The sequence below is a fragment of the Acinetobacter sp. YH01018 genome (assembly GCF_013420295.1).
GTDB lineage: Bacteria > Pseudomonadota > Gammaproteobacteria > Pseudomonadales > Moraxellaceae > Acinetobacter.
Genome location: NZ_VOYL01000002.1, coordinates 49,487 through 66,481 on the forward strand (window position 1 = coordinate 49,487; position 16,995 = coordinate 66,481).

The following is a 16,995-nucleotide window of genomic DNA, read 5'->3' on the forward strand; positions in this document are numbered from 1 at the left end:
AGATGAAATGGAATTCATTGAAAGCGCAAGCACTCGCTGCTTCTACGCTACTGATGTCAGGTATGGCAATGGCAGGTCCGGATTTGGGTGCAGCTGAACAGCAAGCAACCAACTGGCATGCGATTATTATGTTCGCGATTTTCGTGGGCTTCACCTTGCTGATTACCAAATGGGCAGCAAGACAAACCACCAGTACTGCAGATTTCTATACTGCAGGTGGTGGTATCTCAGGTTTCCAGAATGGTCTGGCGATTGCCGGTGACTATATGTCAGCAGCATCATTCCTGGGTATTTCCGCAATGGTATTCAGCTCAGGCTTTGACGGTTTGCTTTACTCACTCGGTTTCATGGTGGGCTGGCCAATCGTATTGTTCCTGGTCGCAGAGCGTTTACGTAACCTGGGTAAATTCAACTTGTCTGACGTGGTTTCGTTCCGTCTGGAAGAAAAACCGGTACGTACTCTGGCAGCTCTTAGCTCTTTGGTTGTTGTTGCCTTTTATCTGATTGCTCAGATGGTTGGTGCAGGTCAGCTGATCAAGCTTCTATTCGGTCTGAACTACAACATTGCTGTGGTGATTGTGGGCCTTTTGATGATGGCTTACGTAATCTTCGGTGGTATGCTGGCAACGACTTGGGTACAGATCATCAAAGCGGTGATGTTACTTTCAGGTGCAACTTTCATGGCTTTCATGGTAATGAAAGGCGTGGGCTTCAGCTTCACCAACATGTTTGAACAATCAATCCAGGTGTTCTCTAAAGTACATCAAATAAGCCTTGCGGAAGCAGGCAATATCATGGGCCCAGGTAAACTGGCTGCTAACCCGATTGATGCAATTTCACTTGGTCTTGCATTAATGTTTGGTACAGCAGGTCTACCACATATCCTGATGCGTTTCTTTACCGTAAAAGATGCGAAAGAAGCACGTAAATCAGTGGTTGTGGCTACAGGTTTCATCGGTTACTTCTATCTTTTAACTTTCATCATCGGTTTCGGTGCGATCCTTTACGTATCAAACAACCCGCAATTCATTGATGTAGCGAAAATGGCTGTAACTGGCAAGTTGGAGCTTGTTGGCGGTAACAACATGGCTGCAGTTCACTTGTCTGATGCTGTTGGCGGTGACTTGTTCATGGGCTTCATTTCAGCGGTAGCATTCGCAACGATTCTTGCGGTTGTGGCTGGTTTGACCCTGTCTGGTGCTTCAGCAATTTCACATGACTTGTATGCAAACGTATTCAAGAAAGGCCAAACGACTCCTGAATCTGAACTGCGCATGTCTAAAATTGCAACTTTAGGTCTTGCGATCTTTGCGATGATTTTGGGTATCCTGTTCGAGAAACAAAACGTTGCCTTCATGGTGGGTCTGGCATTCTCGGTAGCGGCATGTGCCAACTTCCCGGTACTGGTACTGTCAATGTTCTGGAAAGGTTTGACCACTCGTGGTGCGGTAATTGGTGGTGTTGTAGGTCTTGTTGCTGCAGTGACTCTAATCATCTTGTCTAAAGCGGTTTGGGTAGATACGTTCGGTATTTCTGAGACACCAGTCAACCCATTCAATGGCCCAGCAATCTTTGCAATGCCATTATCGTTCCTGTGCTGCTGGTTGTTCTCTGTGACTGACAGCTCGGCTCGTGCGCATGCAGAACGCAAAGCTTTCGATGCACAGTATGTACGTTCACAAACAGGTATTGGTATCTCTGGTGCATCAGATCACTAAGATACAGTTACTTTAAAAAAAGCCCCATCAGGGGCTTTTTTTATGACTTGAGCAAAGGGAACACAACGTGATTGCAAGGCTGGGCTTCGGTTCTCAATCCTATTGTTAGAATGGATGAGACTCTCTTTTATCAAACATAAATCTGGCAAAGAAGAGGGCGACTTTTATCATTTTTCTACAAATGTTTTACTTGCAGCTTCAAGCATTCATGCTAAGTTGATTAAAAGAAACATAAAAAATTCAGGCATAAAAAAGCAATATTCTGGAGCAGAAAATGCAGGCAATTATTGATGTGTGGAAGGTATTTCGCGTATTGCCTTCAGCTTGGCTACTTTTATTACAATTTATTATTTTGATCCTGTCCGTTGCAGTCAATTACAGCATGCCTTACCGTACGCTCACCTGGCTATTGGGGGTGCTGGTTTTACTGGTCATTGCCAAAGTGATTAAACAAACCCCAATGTTTACCATTTTAGGCTTAAGTTTCGTGAGTGGCGCCGTGATTTTTTCTTCCCTGATGTTATTAGGCATAGAAAATCTCTGGATACAGGTTATCGCCCATGGCTTTGAAGCAGCCGCTTATTTTAGCGCGGCTTATGGTCTGTTGCGTTATATGTTTGAAGACCGCTATTTAACCCGAGATGAACTGTTTGCTGCGGGTGCGGTATTTACCCTGTTGGCCTGGGGATTTGCATTTTTGTATAACGTTTGCCAGCTGCTGGCACCGGGAAGTTTCCTGAATTCCAACGTTGCAGGTTTACAAAGCTGGCTTGATTTATTGTTTCTGAGCTTTAGTTTACAGTCCGCAACCGGCTTATCGGATTTAATGCCTATAAGTGCCCCCGCACGGGTACTGGCACTATTGCAAATGTTTTCTGGGGTGATGTATCTGGCCCTCATTGTTTCACGCTTGATTGCCTTGCAATATATTGCCCATTTACCCAAGCATCCTACAGATAAAGACCAATAAAAAAGGACGCTTAAAGCGTCCTTTTTTACTCTTTTTCTAATTCAAAATTAGAAACGGAATTTAGCGTTAACGCCTACAGTTTCTGTATCGTATACAGAACCTTTTTCAGCATTCGCATTTACGTAAGAAGCACCAACTGCAACAGCAGGAGTGATGAAGTAATTTACGTTTGCACCCCAAGCTGAGTCTGGTGTACCAGCAAAGCTAGATTCAGCATAAGAAGCACCAACGCTTAACTTAGGCGTAACGAAAAGAGTTGTACCTAGGTTATAAGCAGTGTCGTCACCGTAAACTAAACCAGATTCAAAACCGATTGCCATGTTGGTTCCGTCAATAGCACCAACATATTTGGTACGTGCAGTAATTGCATCTTGATCTTCACCGATCGTAGCAGTTTCACCAACTGATTTAACAACGCCATTAGCCATAACATTGAATGCATCAAGAGCAGTTTGATCAGCAACGCTTGTATAACCTACTGCAACCAAGAAATTAGGCGCAGCAAATGCACCAAGTTCTAAGGCATAACGGTCGCCTTGATCATCAGTGGCGTTGTTATTTTTGCTGTCTAAAATTGTGTGGCTATAAGAAGCGCTAGCATATACAGGTACAACTTGAGTTGGCACATAAGCTTCAGCTTTAACGCCATAGTTATGAGCGATAACGTCGATATCGTCTGAACCTAACTCGCCGTAATTATAAGCAACAGATACGTTAGATGCTTGGTTTAAGAAAGCTGCTTCAGCCAATGGGCCTTTAGAAGAGTCAACATCTTTAAGGTAATAAGTACCTTGCAAACCACCGGTGAAATCTTTGTCATTTGCTGTGGTGTCGATGTATTCAGACTGACCTTGTACTTCTACTTGATATGCTTGAGCACCGGTCATGGCTAATAATAAAGCAGTGGCTAAACCGAGTTTTTTCATATTAATTTCCAATTCTATTTTCTATTGCAGGTGAATTAAACTACTTTTATTGTATTGTAACAAAACATTAAGTCAATGAACTAAAAGAACATTATTTTGTTATTTTTTTGTTATACATAATGTAATTGGTTGAAAAAAGTACGATTAAACTGTGTCAGGTCAACTTGAAAAATTTGTTTTTAGAACAAATGAATATGAACATTTTTAAAACTTATTTTTTCAGAAATATGCAAAAAATAAGGACTTTGTATAATGTTAAATTGGATTAAATTTAAAAATTAATTGTAAAATCCAATTGAAATATACTTTATTGCATGATCTGTATGGCATTTTAAGGCTATTCATTTGATTCTAATAATAAAATTCACCTAAAACGGGATGGGGTTGGTTGAAAAATGCACAAATTGTAATTTATTTAGTGCAAATATCGTGCTGTTGTGATGAATTTTAAATCTTACTGTTTTGATAGGCTTTACTTTTATAACGGTTTTTACGATAATGTATCTATCAATTCATACTACATTGCAATAATGTGATGATGATCTGATTCTCCATAAACAAGTTTTTGTTTTATATGCCCAACTTTCCCCAAGGTTGGGTTTTTTTTTATGTCAGAAAAATATTGCAGTTGGCTGCGAAATAAGAACAGGCAATAAAAATGGAAGCATAATCATATTAATAGCAAAACTTATTTTTAGTCATTAGAGAGTGAATCCTTAAGTAGAAACCCTAGGATTAACTTTTATTGCACCAATATGGTGCTTAATGTGGAGCGGGAATTAGATTTTTCTTGAAATTTAAGTATAAAAAACCCCAATTTTCAAAGAAAACTGGGGTTTTTCGCCAAAATCTTCGGAAAAATTAAAAAATCTGCTGAGAATATATTTAATTTGCCCTAATGAGGTGCATTATGCACTTATTTGTGGCATGTGTAAATATTTTCTTATCATGCAAGTAGCAATATTTAGATAAGCAGGTAATTTAAACAATATAAATTGGGGGCTTCCTAGAAATAGTCCTGCATTATTTTGTCGAGATCTTTAAGGGAAACAGGATTTTCTATTTAAGCGGCTTGCTTAACTGCAATTTATAGATATGCAAAATTTTTAATTGCACTCAATGAAAAGCAGTTTGCTACTATTGGGGGAAAGAATAAAAATTGAGTTGAAACCCTACAGATATGCACTGGATCTTAAAGCTTTATTAAAGAATTTAGATTTTTTTTAACTTTTATTTTAAAAAATATTATAAGTGGTTGATAGAATGCAGATATTTAAAAATATTGATTAATTTTTAACTCTTTTTAGATCAAAATCGTGTAATATATTTATATATAATTTGAGTATGATCACAGGTCATTTGGTGTGTATGGTGAGTAATTAATTTATGTATAAATTACGCTCGGAACATATCAGCCGGCGACTGTTTTGGTCGATGATCATTATCGCACTGTCTCTTTTGTTTTTATCTGTTCCCTTAATTGTCAGTAGTTATCATAGCTATCAGAAAGCAGATCGTGCCTTAACTGAAATTTCTGCGCTTCGTGCTGTAGCTGATTTAGCCAATAAAATTTCCCGTGAACGGGCACCTGCTAATAAGGTGATGTCGAGTAGTGCCGATGAACTCGAAGAAAATATAAAAGAATTAGAAGCTTACCGGAAAGAAGTAGATCTGCAGATTGAGCAGACAAGTGCAATTTTAGCTACGGCAGGTTTTTCTGTTCAGGCTCAAGCCTTATCTTCTCATGTAAAAGGGGCTTTGGCTCAAGGTCGTCATGCGGTCGATGTTTATAGTGCCTTGCCGCGATCTGAACGGAGTGCAAGACAGCTGGATCAGGCGATTCAGCAAATGTTTAAGGCATGGGATAGTTGTAAAGCAATTATAGAAAATGTATTGGTACATTCTGAAGCTAAAGGAACTTCAGTCTCAGACTACTATACGCTGATATTAATTTTGGCTGATTTACGTGATCAGGCTGGTCGAACTGCCTCTAATATTATGGCAGCAGTGACTTTTAATGAAAAAATCCCCGAAGATAACTTGGCGCGGTCATTGCAGACGCAACATCAGGCCCATTATTTATGGGCTTTAGTGAATATCATACAGCCTGAGCAGGATAAAACCCCAGAATATCTAGCTTTACATCAGCAGGTAAAAGCACAGTTTTTAGATCAAGGTATTCCAATAGTTACTCGTCTGATGAATGAAAGTATCCATAATCAGGCCTATTCATTGACCGGTACGCAACTCACAGAAGCAATCGTTGATAAATTCCTGACAGTAGTCAATCTGCAAAGCTATATTCTGGATTACAGTGTTACGGTGGCTCAAGCCCAGAAGAAACAAGCCCAGCAAAAACTGATTTTAACTTTACTGGTGGCACTGATCTGTTTGGTCGCGGTTTCTTTTACCATGATCTATGCGCGTAATCATGTTTTTATACCGTTACTTAAAGCCAGAAATACAATTCTTCGACTGGCACAGCATCAGGGTATAGAGAGTAAACAGACACCATTATCTGTTAAACCAATCACCTTGTTAGATGCCCTTACAGAATTAAAGCGGGTGCTACAGCAGCGTGACGCACTGGAATTTCAGCTCAGAAATATTGCCAATACGGATAATTTGACGGGTGTATCTAACCGTTTGGCTTTAGAGGAATATATCCGTTATCTGGAGAATAAGCCGAATCAATTCAAGCACACCGGCTTAATCATTATTGATATCGATGACTTTAAGCATGTGAATGATACTTTTGGGCATATTGTCGGTGATGAAGTCATTAAACTGATTGCAGAAAAATTGCAATTGAATGTAAGAGCTTCGGATTTAATTGTTCGTTATGGTGGTGATGAATTTTTGGTTTTAATCGAGCACATTAATTTTCCGGAGGCTTGGGCTATTGCCAATAAAATTCTTCAGGAGATTGGCAGATCTGAACTGTATATTGCTGAATTAAACCAGAATATTCGTATTTCTGTTAGTGCTGGAGTAGTGGTAGGGGGAGCATCGTGGATGTCACTACTGGAAAAAGCCGACAAATCATTATTTCAGGCTAAGGCAAATGGTAAAAATAAAGTGGCGGGGTGATCTAGTACAAATAAAAACCACCCTCACTATTTTAAATCTCCCAATCATCTAATGGTCGATTTAAGTTATTAGCTTCTACAGGTGCCCAAGAAACTAACTTTTCCCATAGTTTAGTATCGAATCTATCATCCAAATATGTATATCTTAATATTCTGATCAGCTCTGAACGATATCCTTTACCTCCAAACTTATTTTCTAGATCATAAAACGAGTATAGGTTTCCCTTGAGCCATTCTTCATCAATATAGTTAACAATTTTATTTATTTGCTCTGATGTAATTTTATAACAAGATATAAAAGGATCTTTGTCTCCTTCATGTTGAAAAAAAGGGAATAAATCATTTGCTATCGCATAAATATAGGATTGTGAAAAGCCAATTTTTTCTCCATAAATTCTATAATTCATAGTAATACTTAGTTTTCTATTTTCGTACAAAGCTTGGATTAGTTGCTCATTAGTCACCATCTTTTACGACTCCATCTATATTTCTTAAAATTTCATTGATTTGACTAACTATGCTTTGAATAGCTAATTGGATAGTTTGGACATCAGCATTAATATCGATAGTCTGAATATCCGATTGAATTTTTTTGATTTTATGTTCGTAAGGGTGGAAAATCACTTGACTAGAAATTTCATTTAGAAGGTGGTTAAGCTGACTTAGATGTGTATTTAATTTTGAGCCTCTATTGTTGTAATTTCGGGTATATTTTTCTGAAAGTATACTTCTAATTTCTTTTAGTCTCTGAGCATCTCTATCTAATTCTCTACGATTAATAACATTCTTAAGTTCTTGTTTTATATTTTTCGCATGTTTTTCTGCATCCAAAGCTGAATTCTTAGAGTTTTGTGAAGCTTTATATGATTTGTGAGCTTGATATATGCTAATTCCAGTTGCAATACAAGTAGCAACAACCCCAATAAAGGCTATCCAATTAAAAAAATTTTCAGGCATATCGAGTACAAAGAATAGTTATATTGGTTAATTCTTTGTACTCGATTTTTATTGTTATTTCAACAACGGCTTCAAGAACTTAGCTGTATGTGAAACTTTAGATTTCACCACTTCTTCAGGTGTACCTTCAGCAATAATCATCCCGCCACCAGCACCACCTTCAGGACCCAGGTCAATCACCCAATCCGCAGTTTTAATTACATCCAGATTATGCTCAATCACCACAATGGTATTCCCCTTGTTGCGTAGCTCATGCAGAATGTCGAGCAGCTTGGCAATATCGTGGAAATGCAGACCCGTAGTCGGCTCATCCAGTACATACAAGGTTTTACCGGTATCACGTTTTGCCAGTTCACGCGCGAGTTTGACCCGCTGTGCTTCACCACCGGAAAGGGTGGTTGCAGACTGACCTAAGCGAATATAACCTAAACCCACCTGATTCAAGGTTTCCAGACGGCGGTGAATCACCGGGATGGCCTCAAAGAAATGCATGGCATCTTCAACGGTCATTTCCAGTACGTCGGAAATGTTTTTGCCTTTATAGCCGACTTCTAACGTTTCACGGTTATAACGCTTGCCATGACAGGCATCGCAAGGCACATACATATCCGGTAAGAAATGCATAGCTACTTTAATCATGCCATCACCTTCACAGGCTTCACAGCGGCCGCCTTTCACGTTAAACGAGAAACGTCCTGCGGCATAACCGCGAGCTTTGGCTTCAGGGGTTTGGGCAAACAGTTCACGAATCGGGGTGAACAGACCCGTATAGGTTGCCGGGTTAGAACGTGGGGTACGTCCAATCGGGCTTTGGTCAATGTCCACGACTTTATCAAGGAATTGCAGACCATCAATCGAGTCAAATTTTTCTGCGGTTAACGTGGTTGCACCGTTCAATTGTGTTGCGGCCAGTGGTAACAGGGTACGGTTAATCAAGGTTGATTTACCCGAACCCGATACACCGGTGACACAAGTCATCACGCCTAAAGGAATGGTTAAATCGACATTTTGCAAGTTATGACCGGCCGCGCCCATCAGCTTGATTTGCTGTTCCGGTTTTGGTGGCTGAGTTCGAACTTTCGGAACCTCAATTTTTAACTTGCCTGAAAGATATTGACCGGTGAGCGAGTTTTCATTGGCCGCCAATTCTTCATAGGTTCCTTCGGCAATCACATGACCGCCATGCACGCCAGCACCCGGACCAATATCAATAATATGGTCGGCTGCACGAATCGCATCTTCATCATGCTCAACCACCAGGACGGTATTACCAAGATCACGCAGGCGAACCAGTGTTTCCAGCAGACGGTCATTATCACGTTGATGCAAGCCGATGGATGGTTCATCCAGCACATACATCACGCCCATCAGGCCGGCACCAATTTGCGATGCCAAACGAATACGCTGTGCTTCACCACCCGATAGGGTTTCGGCAGAGCGCGACAGACTGAGATAATTCAAACCCACTGAAACCAGAAAATGTAGACGTTCGCGGATTTCCTTGAAAATCTTGTCGGCAATTTCGCCTTTGGCACCTTCAAGATTTAAATCTTGATAATAGCTTTCGGCATCGCCAATCGACATTTTGGTAATCTGCGCGATGGTTTTGTCTTTGACACGAACGTTACGCGAGATTTCATTCAGACGTGAACCACCACAGGCATCACAGGCTGCATTGGAAAGATATTGAGCCAAATCATCACGTACATAGTTCGATTCCGTTTCACGGTAACGACGTTCCAGATGTGGCAAAATACCTTCAAAAGGTTGCACCCGGTTATGTTTACGACCGCGTTCATCGATATAACTTAAATCGACTTTCTCCTTACCGGTACCGTAAAGGAATTTTTTCTTGGTATCGGCATCGAGTTCATTCCACGGCGTATCTAAAGAAAAGCCAAAATGGGCGGCGACTTTTTCAATCATGCTGTAGTAATAAGGACGCTGTCTGTCCCAGCCACGAATCGCACCCTGGCTAATCGAAATTTCAGTATTGGGAATCAGCTTTTCTGCACTGAAATGGCTACGCGTACCTAAACCATCACAGACCGGGCATGCCCCAAAGGGATTATTGAAGGAGAACAGGCGTGGTTCCAGTTCGGCAACCGCACGGTCACATTCCGGACAGGAGTGCTTGGCAGAGAATACCCGTTCAGGTTGCTCGCCTTTCATCCAGGCCAAAATGGCAATATCACCGCCCAGGCGCAGCGCAGTTTCAAAGGATTCGGCAATCCGGTTACCCAAGTCATCACGTACTTTAAAACGGTCAACCACCACTTCAATGGTGTGCTTTTTCTTTTTGTCCAGTTCTGGTGGAGTATCAATTTCAACAATTTCACCATCCACACGCGCACGGACAAAGCCCTGACTTTGCAGCTGTTCAAACAGGTTGCTGTATTCACCTTTACGCTCACGCACCACAGGGGCCAGCAGCATCAAGGCTGTACCTTCTTCCAGACTTTTTACCGCATCGACCATTTCTGATACGGTTTGTGCCACCATCGGCAAGTCATGTTCAGGGCAATAGGGTGTGCCGACACGGGCATATAGCAGACGTAAATAGTCGTAAATTTCCGTGATTGTTCCCACAGTTGAACGCGGGTTATGGCTGGTCGATTTCTGCTCGATGGCAATGGCCGGACTTAAACCTTCAATCGAGTCGACTTCCGGTTTTTCCATTTGCGAAAGGAACTGGCGTGCATAAGCAGACAGTGATTCCACATAACGGCGTTGACCTTCAGCATATAAGGTATCGAAGGCGAGGGATGACTTACCTGAACCCGAAAGTCCCGTAATCACCACAAACTTGTCGCGTGGAATATCGAGAGACACATTTTTCAGGTTATGGGTACGTGCACCTCGAATACGGATGTGACTTTGGCTCATGCAATGATCCTAGAAAATTCATCAAAAACCTATATATGATAGCGCATGAAAAATGTTCAAGCTGTATTAAAAAGAATTTAAACGACATTTTGTGTCGGACTGGTCAATGATTGAAACTCAATGCATGGAAATGGTCTTTCTCTGTACCTGCAAGTCATAGATTTAGATATTGAAATTCAGTATTTCAACCGATTCACCGTTAAAATGCAAAATATCGTCTGAAAAATAAAAAACGGAAATCTCATGATTATTACAAAAGTTCTGATCGCCCTGATTGCGGTGTTGCATCTTTATATTTTAATTTTGGAAATGTTTTTGTGGGATAAACCTCTGGGTATGAAAGCCTTTGGCAATACTGCAGAAAAGGCAAAACTCACCAAGGTGCTGGCACAAAATCAGGGTCTGTATAATGGTTTTTTAGCCGCAGGCCTGATCTGGTCGCTACTTGCGCCTGCAAGCTATGCACCTGCACTGGCAAATTTCTTTTTGGCTTGTGTGCTGGTTGCTGGGATTTATGGCGGTATTACCGCAAGTAAAAAAATTATTTATATTCAGGCATTGCCTGCACTGCTGGCTTTGATGGTGCTGAACTTAGTTTAAGTAAACGATATTTTGCAGCTTAGACTATGCGGCTTAATCAATTGATCAGTTCGGATGAGTCAGGATGCTGGCTTTATTTTTGAAATGTATTTTAGGGCAGCGGTTGTACTTATTGTTTTCCTTCTGTCCAAGAGTAAAGCGTTTTATATCGCCGGTTTAGTGCCATTCTTTCCGACTTTTGCCCTGATTGCCCATGTGATTGTGTCGCAACAGTAGGGTGCAGAAGCTTTGCGTAAAATGGCATTATTGGGTTTATGGTCTTTAATTCCCTTTATCTGCTGATGGTTTATATGCTGGCAAGCAAAATGTTGATGTGGTCCTGTTTAAGCATAGCAACCCTTTGCTGGATTGTGGCTGTGGTAGGGCTGATTTATGGCTGACAGATGTTTCAGCATTAAAAAACAAACAATGCATTTTTATGACTAGTAATTAGATAACTTGTGAAAATCACAAAACATTCAATATTAGATTTTTAAAAATCAGCACTGCCTCATTTAACTGATTCAATTTTTATGCCTTTGCGTAGGCATTACCTCTACTTTTGAGAGGTCAAAAGTAGACAAAAACCTTTTGTTTCCCATACACGACATCCTGGTCGTGATGGGAAACGTGTGGCATCCATGCCACACTCATGAATCCAATACTTGCTAAATTTATTTTCTATTTTGGTTTTATGAGAAACTTGTAGTGATTGAAAAATGACTTATAACAGAAGTCTATTCATCCACACCTAACCACTGACGTTGATCATAAGCACTATCCCAGAACAGCCATTCCAGTTTGGCAGCTGTAGTATAAGCATGATGCATTTTCTCTAAAGTATCTGCATCACAACGAGCAGCTACGCTATCAACCGTCGCAATTACGTTACGAACTGCCTGATTAAACTCTTCACCGGCATAGGTATCAATCCAGGCCTGATAAGGATTATTGGGAATGGAGTGCTGAACAATTGCTTTGCCCACTTCGGCATAAATCCAGAAACAGGGCAGTAAAGAAGCCAGCACCACCGGATAGCTTTCTGACCAGGCTGTGGCGGTTAAAAATGAAGTGTAATGATGACAAGCCAGAGTCAGTGGCGTGGTTCTAAATTCTTCTTGGCTAATGTCAAATTCCTGCATAAAGTCAGCATGCAGGCTGCGTTCTACCACAATGGCAATCTTGGCGGCATCTGAAAACTGCATGACATCTTCCGCTGTAAATGCTTTTGCAGCACAGACCGCCAGTGCACGGCCATAAGCCAGTAAATAATGCGCATCCTGAATCACATAATGACTAAAAATATCTTTGCTCAAAGTCCCTTGTGAAAGTTCTTGGTTAAATGGCAGGGCTAAAGTTTTTTCGTATAAAGCCAAGTTGCGTTGCCATACATCTTGAGAAAAGCTCATGTCATCATCCTGTCGATGTTAAAAGAAGAATTTACAGAAGGCGGGACTATAACAAGAGTTTTCAGCTCAAGATATGCAGTAGAAAAAATAGTGTATTTGTACTCAAAAAAAAAATCATACCAAGAACTTTGGATTAAAGTAAAAAAAGCCGTCATAATTGAAGCGATCAAATTTCAAGTGCTCTCTTTTAGGTTCTGCCCAATGCACTTGATATAAATTATTTGTCTATAGGTCGATTTATCATAATGAAACATTTTGGTTTCTCCATTATTTTTACCATCGTGTGTCTGGCTATATCTGCATACTGGGGATTTACACATGGCCCGGAAGCAGGGGTAAAGACCATGTTCACGGCACTGACCATTACGGCTATTTTGGCTGTTATGGAAGTGTCTCTTTCTTTCGATAATGCGGTGGTGAATGCCTCTGTGCTCAGAGGCTGGGATCATTTCTGGAAAATGATTTTCTTGACGGTTGGTATCATCATTGCCGTATTTGGTATGCGTCTGGTGTTCCCGATCGTCATTGTTGCCGTAACTGCTGACATGGGCATGCTCGAAGTCGTGAAAATGGCCCTGAATGATCCGATCAGTTATTCCGAAAAGCTGATGGCCCATCATGCGGAAATTGCAGCCTTTGGTGGCTCATTCCTGTTACTGGTGTTCCTGAATTTCTTCCTGGATAGCGAAAAAGATACCCACTGGTTCAGATGGCTGGAAGCGCGTTTATCCAATCTGGCTAATGTACCGGCAATGTCCGTCTTCCTGGCTTTAATTGGCTTGCTGATCATGGCAGCCAATGTAGAAGAGGCCACACGTTTAGTGGTGACCATGGCCGGGATTTGGGGAATTGTGATTTACATTGGGGTTCAAGTATTAAGCCACTTGTTAGGCGGTGAACCTGAAATTGATGAAGATGGCAATGCAGTGGCACATGATGCCAGTGGTGCATCTACAGGCGTTATTAAAGCCGGTTTAGGTGGTTTTATTTATCTGGAAGTGCTGGATGCATCATTCAGTTTTGATGGTGTAATCGGTGCTTTTGCCATTACTTCAGATGTGGTGATCATCATGCTCGGTCTGGCGATTGGTGCCATGTTTGTGCGTTCGATGACCATTTATCTGGTGGAAAAAGGTACCTTGGATGCTTATATCTATCTTGAACACGGCGCACATTATGCTATTGGCGCTTTAGCCTTCATTATGCTGGCCAGTGGTACCGGTGTGCATGTACCGGAAGTGGTCACCGGTTTAATCGGTGTGGCATTTATTGTTTGGGCAGTGATTGCTTCCATTCAATATAGCAAACGTCAAGAACGAATCGGTTAATGGTTTTTTAAGAAAACCGAGTACAATAGGGACGCATGAAAATGCGTCCTTTTTTATGGTGGTTCATTCCTGAAAAATCAGCATTTATAATATGAATGTTGTAGGATAATCCATCGAAATGAATTTTATAGACCCAAGCTAATTGATATGATGAATGCTTTAGAACGCCGTTCAACCTTTGCCTTAAGCAGTATTTTTGCACTGCGTATGTTGGGCTTGTTCATGATTATTCCTGTGTTTTCGGTGGCAGGGCAGTCATATCAAGGGGCAACCCCTGCACTGATTGGTTTAGCTGTTGGGGTCTATGGTTTAACCCAGGCCATTTTACAGATTCCATTTAGCTTGCTGGCCGACCGTTTTAGCCGTAAGCCTTTGGTGATTATCGGTTTATTGTTGTTTGCACTAGGCGGTGCAGTCGCAGCGATGTCCGAGAGCATTTATGGCGTGATCATTGGCCGTGCCATTGCTGGTGGTGGTGCAGTTTCTGCGGTGGTGATGGCACTTTTGGCCGATGTGACCCGCGAAGAACAACGTAGCAAGGCCATGGCAGTCATGGGCATGAGTATTGGTGTATCCTTTATGGTGGCCTTCAGTCTGGGGCCTTGGCTGACCAGCCTGGTAGGAATTTCTGGCCTGTTTTGGGTGACCACCCTTATGGGTTTGGCTGCCATATCGATGCTGCTCTTTGTTCCTAAAGTGACCCGTCATCATAAAAATTACCAGCAAGGTTATGCTGCACAGTTGAAACAGGTATTGAAAATGGGCGATTTAAACCGTCTGCATGTTTCAATTTTTGCCTTGCACCTGTTGCTGACTGCAATGTTTGTCTATATGCCATCGCAACTGATTCAGTTTGCTGGTATTCCCTTATCCAGTCATGGTCTGGTGTATTTGCCACTACTCATTATTAGCCTGTTTTTTGCCTTTCCGAGCATTATTTTGGCGGAAAAATATCGCAAAATGCGCGGCATTTTTCTGACGGCAATTGGCGGAATCGTATTGGGCTTGCTGGTACTGATTTTTGGTTATGAATCCAAATATGTTTTATTGGCAGGTTTGGGGTTATTCTTTATTGCCTTTAACGTCATGGAAGCCTTATTGCCTTCATGGTTATCCAAATCTGCACCAATCCAGTCCAAAGCGACAGCCATGGGCGTAAATTCCAGCAGCCAGTTTTTAGGGGCATTTTTTGGTGGCATGATTGGCGGTCAACTCTTGTTACTCAATAATACCTCATTGGGCTGGAGCATTTTGGCGGGGATCGCGGTGGTCTGGTTATTGATCAGCTTTGGTTTGGCCCAGCCGCGTTATCTTTCTTCATTGGTATTGGCCTTGCCCGAGACAAAACAAACGGATGAGTGGACTTCTCAACTTTTGGCAATTCGTGGTATTGAAGAGGTTGTGGTGATGTCCGACCAGCAATTTGCTTATGTTAAAATTGATAAACAGCTGATAGATGAAGCTGCGCGACAAGATTTAACGCAGTTGTTGGGTAAAGAGGTAGCCATTTAAGCATAACTCTTATAAAGTAAAATATAGAAATGAATAGGAAGTGTACGTCTGATGCGTGGTGTTAATAAAGTTATTTTAGTTGGAACTTTAGGTAAAGATCCTGAAACCAAAACTTTTCCAAATGGTGGTTCTCTGACTCAGTTTTCAATTGCAACCAGCGATTCGTGGACTGATAAAAATACGGGTGAGCGTAAAGAGCAAACTGAATGGCATCGTATTGTGTTGCATAACCGCTTAGGTGAAATTGCACAGCAATATCTACGTAAGGGTTCAAAAGTTTATATTGAAGGTTCATTGCGTACGCGTCAGTGGACAGACCAAAGCGGTCAGGAACGCTACACCACAGAAATTCGTGGTGAACAGATGCAAATGCTGGACAGTAACCGTCAGCAAGGTGAACAAGCTGCGAGTGGTGATAACTCGGGTTATAACCAGCCACGTTTCAACAATAATCAAGGCGGCTATAACAACAATAATAACAACCAAGGCGGTTATGGTAATCAGGGTGGTTATAACAACAACCAGAACAATCAAGGTAATAGTTATGGCAACAACAACCCGGGTGGTTTTGCACCAAAACAACAGCCTGCACCAGCAGCAGCTGCACCGGCAGATCTAGATGATGATTTACCATTTTAATAAAATTAAAAAGGCAAGTCGTCATCCAAACCCTTTGTAACAGCAAAGGGTTTTTTTATTGTCTAAACCAATCAACTGTAAAAATCAGATAGAAATTTTAAATCTAAAAATCCGATAATTTTTATAAAAAAGTACGGTTTTACCTATTTTAAAATCTTTCGTATTCTAGCTTCACCAGATAAGCAATCCCGGAAACGAGCTAGAGGAGTATCTCATGAGTTTAATTAATACTGAAGTGAAGCCATTCAACGCAACAGCATATAAAAATGGTGAATTCATTGAGGTGTCTGAACAGGACATGATCGGAAAATGGTCAGTGGTATTCTTTTACCCTGCAGACTTCACTTTTGTTTGTCCAACAGAACTCGGTGATTTGGCAGATAACTATGCTGAATTCCAGAAAATGGGCGTAGAAATTTATTCAGTATCGACAGATACCCATTTCACTCACAAAGCTTGGCACGATTCTTCTGAGGAAATCAAGAAAATCCAGTACACCATGCTGGGTGACCCAACTTGGACCTTGGCGAAAAACTTCGAAGTGTTAATTGAAGCTGAAGGTCTGGCAGACCGTGGGACTTTCGTCATTGATCCGGAAGGTAAAATCCAGATTATCGAAATCAACGCTGGCGGTATTGGCCGTGATGCGCAAGAACTTTTACGTAAAGTGAAAGCTGCACAATATGTCCATGCTCACCCCGGTGAAGTTTGCCCGGCAAAATGGAAAGAAGGCGATGCAACCCTTGCACCCTCAATCGACCTGATCGGTAAAATCTAATCTTAAGTTAAAATACTCTCTTAAAAAAATCCAGGACTTCGATTCTGGATTTTTTTATGCAGGTTCTGGGTAAAAGAGCAAGATAGATCATTCTGACTATATGACAATGATGATATTGATCTGAATGAAATAATTTTTTGTATTAAATTTGAGGGGGAAAAATCCATTATTCCATTCTTGCGACGCTGTATATTGCGCTGTGGC

13 protein-coding genes and 1 pseudogene are annotated in these 16,995 nt (G+C 41.3%); 9 read left to right on the forward strand and 5 right to left on the reverse strand.

Annotated features, from left to right (window positions below; all coding sequences use genetic code 11):
- Nucleotides 1-2 precede the first annotated feature (2 nt).
- Together FTT83_RS01160 and FTT83_RS01165 are read left to right on the forward strand one after the other, a co-directional pair.
- On the forward strand, nt 3-1,718 hold the full coding sequence (locus FTT83_RS01160) for a cation acetate symporter (RefSeq protein ID WP_180041914.1): 1,716 nt from the start codon (nt 3-5) through the stop codon (nt 1,716-1,718).
- A gap of 274 nt (nt 1,719-1,992) precedes the next feature.
- Nucleotides 1,993-2,688 carry an ion channel gene (locus FTT83_RS01165; RefSeq protein WP_218948839.1) on the forward strand — a complete coding sequence of 232 codons (696 nt, stop codon included), beginning with the start codon at nt 1,993-1,995 and terminating at the stop codon, nt 2,686-2,688.
- A 47-nt stretch (nt 2,689-2,735) separates the two neighbouring features.
- Here FTT83_RS01165 and omp33-36 read toward each other — a convergent pair whose 3' ends face one another.
- Entirely contained in the window at nt 2,736-3,614 is an 879-nt protein-coding gene (omp33-36, locus tag FTT83_RS01170; RefSeq protein ID WP_180041916.1) for a porin Omp33-36, read from the reverse strand.
- A 1,386-nt stretch (nt 3,615-5,000) separates the two neighbouring features.
- Between omp33-36 and FTT83_RS01175 the strand changes: the two genes are divergently transcribed.
- Nucleotides 5,001-6,704 (forward strand): GGDEF domain-containing protein, encoded by a 1,704-nt coding sequence (locus FTT83_RS01175; RefSeq protein ID WP_180041918.1) that lies wholly within the window; start codon nt 5,001-5,003, stop codon nt 6,702-6,704.
- 31 nt (nt 6,705-6,735) lie between these two features.
- On the opposite strand, the gene FTT83_RS01180 is transcribed toward FTT83_RS01175, so the two are convergent.
- From FTT83_RS01180 to uvrA, 3 genes are read right to left on the reverse strand one after another with little or no spacing between them, the layout of a single operon-like run.
- Entirely contained in the window at nt 6,736-7,170 is a 435-nt protein-coding gene (locus FTT83_RS01180; protein ID WP_166170774.1) for a hypothetical protein, read from the reverse strand.
- Nucleotides 7,160-7,660: a hypothetical protein gene (locus FTT83_RS01185; protein ID WP_166170773.1), complete on the reverse strand. Its 501-nt coding sequence runs from the start codon at nt 7,658-7,660 to the stop codon at nt 7,160-7,162. Before FTT83_RS01185 ends, FTT83_RS01180 begins: the two co-directional genes overlap by 11 nt.
- A gap of 54 nt (nt 7,661-7,714) precedes the next feature.
- Nucleotides 7,715-10,546, reverse strand: a complete 2,832-nt coding sequence (uvrA, locus tag FTT83_RS01190) for an excinuclease ABC subunit UvrA (protein WP_180041920.1) — start codon at nt 10,544-10,546, stop codon at nt 7,715-7,717.
- 246 nt (nt 10,547-10,792) lie between these two features.
- On the opposite strand from uvrA, the gene FTT83_RS01195 reads away from it, so the two are divergent.
- Together FTT83_RS01195 and FTT83_RS01200 are read left to right on the forward strand one after the other, a co-directional pair.
- Nucleotides 10,793-11,146, forward strand: coding sequence for a DUF1304 domain-containing protein (locus tag FTT83_RS01195; protein WP_180042032.1), 354 nt, complete (start codon nt 10,793-10,795; stop codon nt 11,144-11,146).
- Between the two features lie 64 nt (nt 11,147-11,210).
- A pseudogene (locus FTT83_RS01200) lies at nt 11,211-11,526 on the forward strand (GlpM family protein).
- A 336-nt stretch (nt 11,527-11,862) separates the two neighbouring features.
- Here FTT83_RS01200 and tenA read toward each other — a convergent pair.
- Nucleotides 11,863-12,534 (reverse strand): thiaminase II, encoded by a 672-nt coding sequence (gene tenA, locus FTT83_RS01205; RefSeq protein ID WP_180041922.1) that lies wholly within the window; start codon nt 12,532-12,534, stop codon nt 11,863-11,865.
- 242 nt (nt 12,535-12,776) lie between these two features.
- On the opposite strand from tenA, the gene FTT83_RS01210 reads away from it, so the two are divergent.
- The 4 genes from FTT83_RS01210 (at nt 12,777) to ahpC (ending at nt 16,791) form a co-directional block, all read left to right on the forward strand.
- Nucleotides 12,777-13,862, forward strand: a complete 1,086-nt coding sequence (locus FTT83_RS01210; protein WP_180042034.1) for a DUF475 domain-containing protein — start codon at nt 12,777-12,779, stop codon at nt 13,860-13,862.
- Between the two features lie 147 nt (nt 13,863-14,009).
- The gene (locus FTT83_RS01215) at nt 14,010-15,374 is read left to right on the forward strand and encodes an MFS transporter (RefSeq protein WP_180041924.1); all 1,365 of its coding nucleotides are present in this window, start codon (nt 14,010-14,012) and stop codon (nt 15,372-15,374) included.
- A gap of 51 nt (nt 15,375-15,425) precedes the next feature.
- Nucleotides 15,426-16,013 carry a single-stranded DNA-binding protein gene (gene ssb / locus FTT83_RS01220; RefSeq protein ID WP_180041926.1) on the forward strand — a complete coding sequence of 196 codons (588 nt, stop codon included), beginning with the start codon at nt 15,426-15,428 and terminating at the stop codon, nt 16,011-16,013.
- A gap of 214 nt (nt 16,014-16,227) precedes the next feature.
- Complete coding sequence (ahpC, locus tag FTT83_RS01225; RefSeq protein ID WP_180041929.1) at nt 16,228-16,791, forward strand: alkyl hydroperoxide reductase subunit C; 564 nt, start codon at nt 16,228-16,230, stop codon at nt 16,789-16,791.
- The last annotated feature ends 204 nt before the right edge of the window (nt 16,792-16,995 follow it).

Bases quoted from the DNA above. Each gene is read 5' to 3' on its own strand.
- FTT83_RS01160 (WP_180041914.1), top strand. From the start codon at position 3: ATGAAATGGAATTCATTGAAAGCGCAAGCACTCGCTGCTTCTACGCTA.
- FTT83_RS01165 (WP_218948839.1), top strand. From the start codon at position 1,993: ATGCAGGCAATTATTGATGTGTGGAAGGTATTTCGCGTATTGCCTTCA.
- omp33-36 (WP_180041916.1), bottom strand. From the start codon at position 3,614: ATGAAAAAACTCGGTTTAGCCACTGCTTTATTATTAGCCATGACCGGT.
- FTT83_RS01175 (WP_180041918.1), top strand. From the start codon at position 5,001: ATGTATAAATTACGCTCGGAACATATCAGCCGGCGACTGTTTTGGTCG.
- FTT83_RS01180 (WP_166170774.1), bottom strand. From the start codon at position 7,170: ATGGTGACTAATGAGCAACTAATCCAAGCTTTGTACGAAAATAGAAAA.
- FTT83_RS01185 (WP_166170773.1), bottom strand. From the start codon at position 7,660: ATGCCTGAAAATTTTTTTAATTGGATAGCCTTTATTGGGGTTGTTGCT.
- uvrA (WP_180041920.1), bottom strand. From the start codon at position 10,546: ATGAGCCAAAGTCACATCCGTATTCGAGGTGCACGTACCCATAACCTG.
- tenA (WP_180041922.1), bottom strand. From the start codon at position 12,534: ATGAGCTTTTCTCAAGATGTATGGCAACGCAACTTGGCTTTATACGAA.
- FTT83_RS01215 (WP_180041924.1), top strand. From the start codon at position 14,010: ATGATGAATGCTTTAGAACGCCGTTCAACCTTTGCCTTAAGCAGTATT.
- ssb (WP_180041926.1), top strand. From the start codon at position 15,426: ATGCGTGGTGTTAATAAAGTTATTTTAGTTGGAACTTTAGGTAAAGAT.
- ahpC (WP_180041929.1), top strand. From the start codon at position 16,228: ATGAGTTTAATTAATACTGAAGTGAAGCCATTCAACGCAACAGCATAT.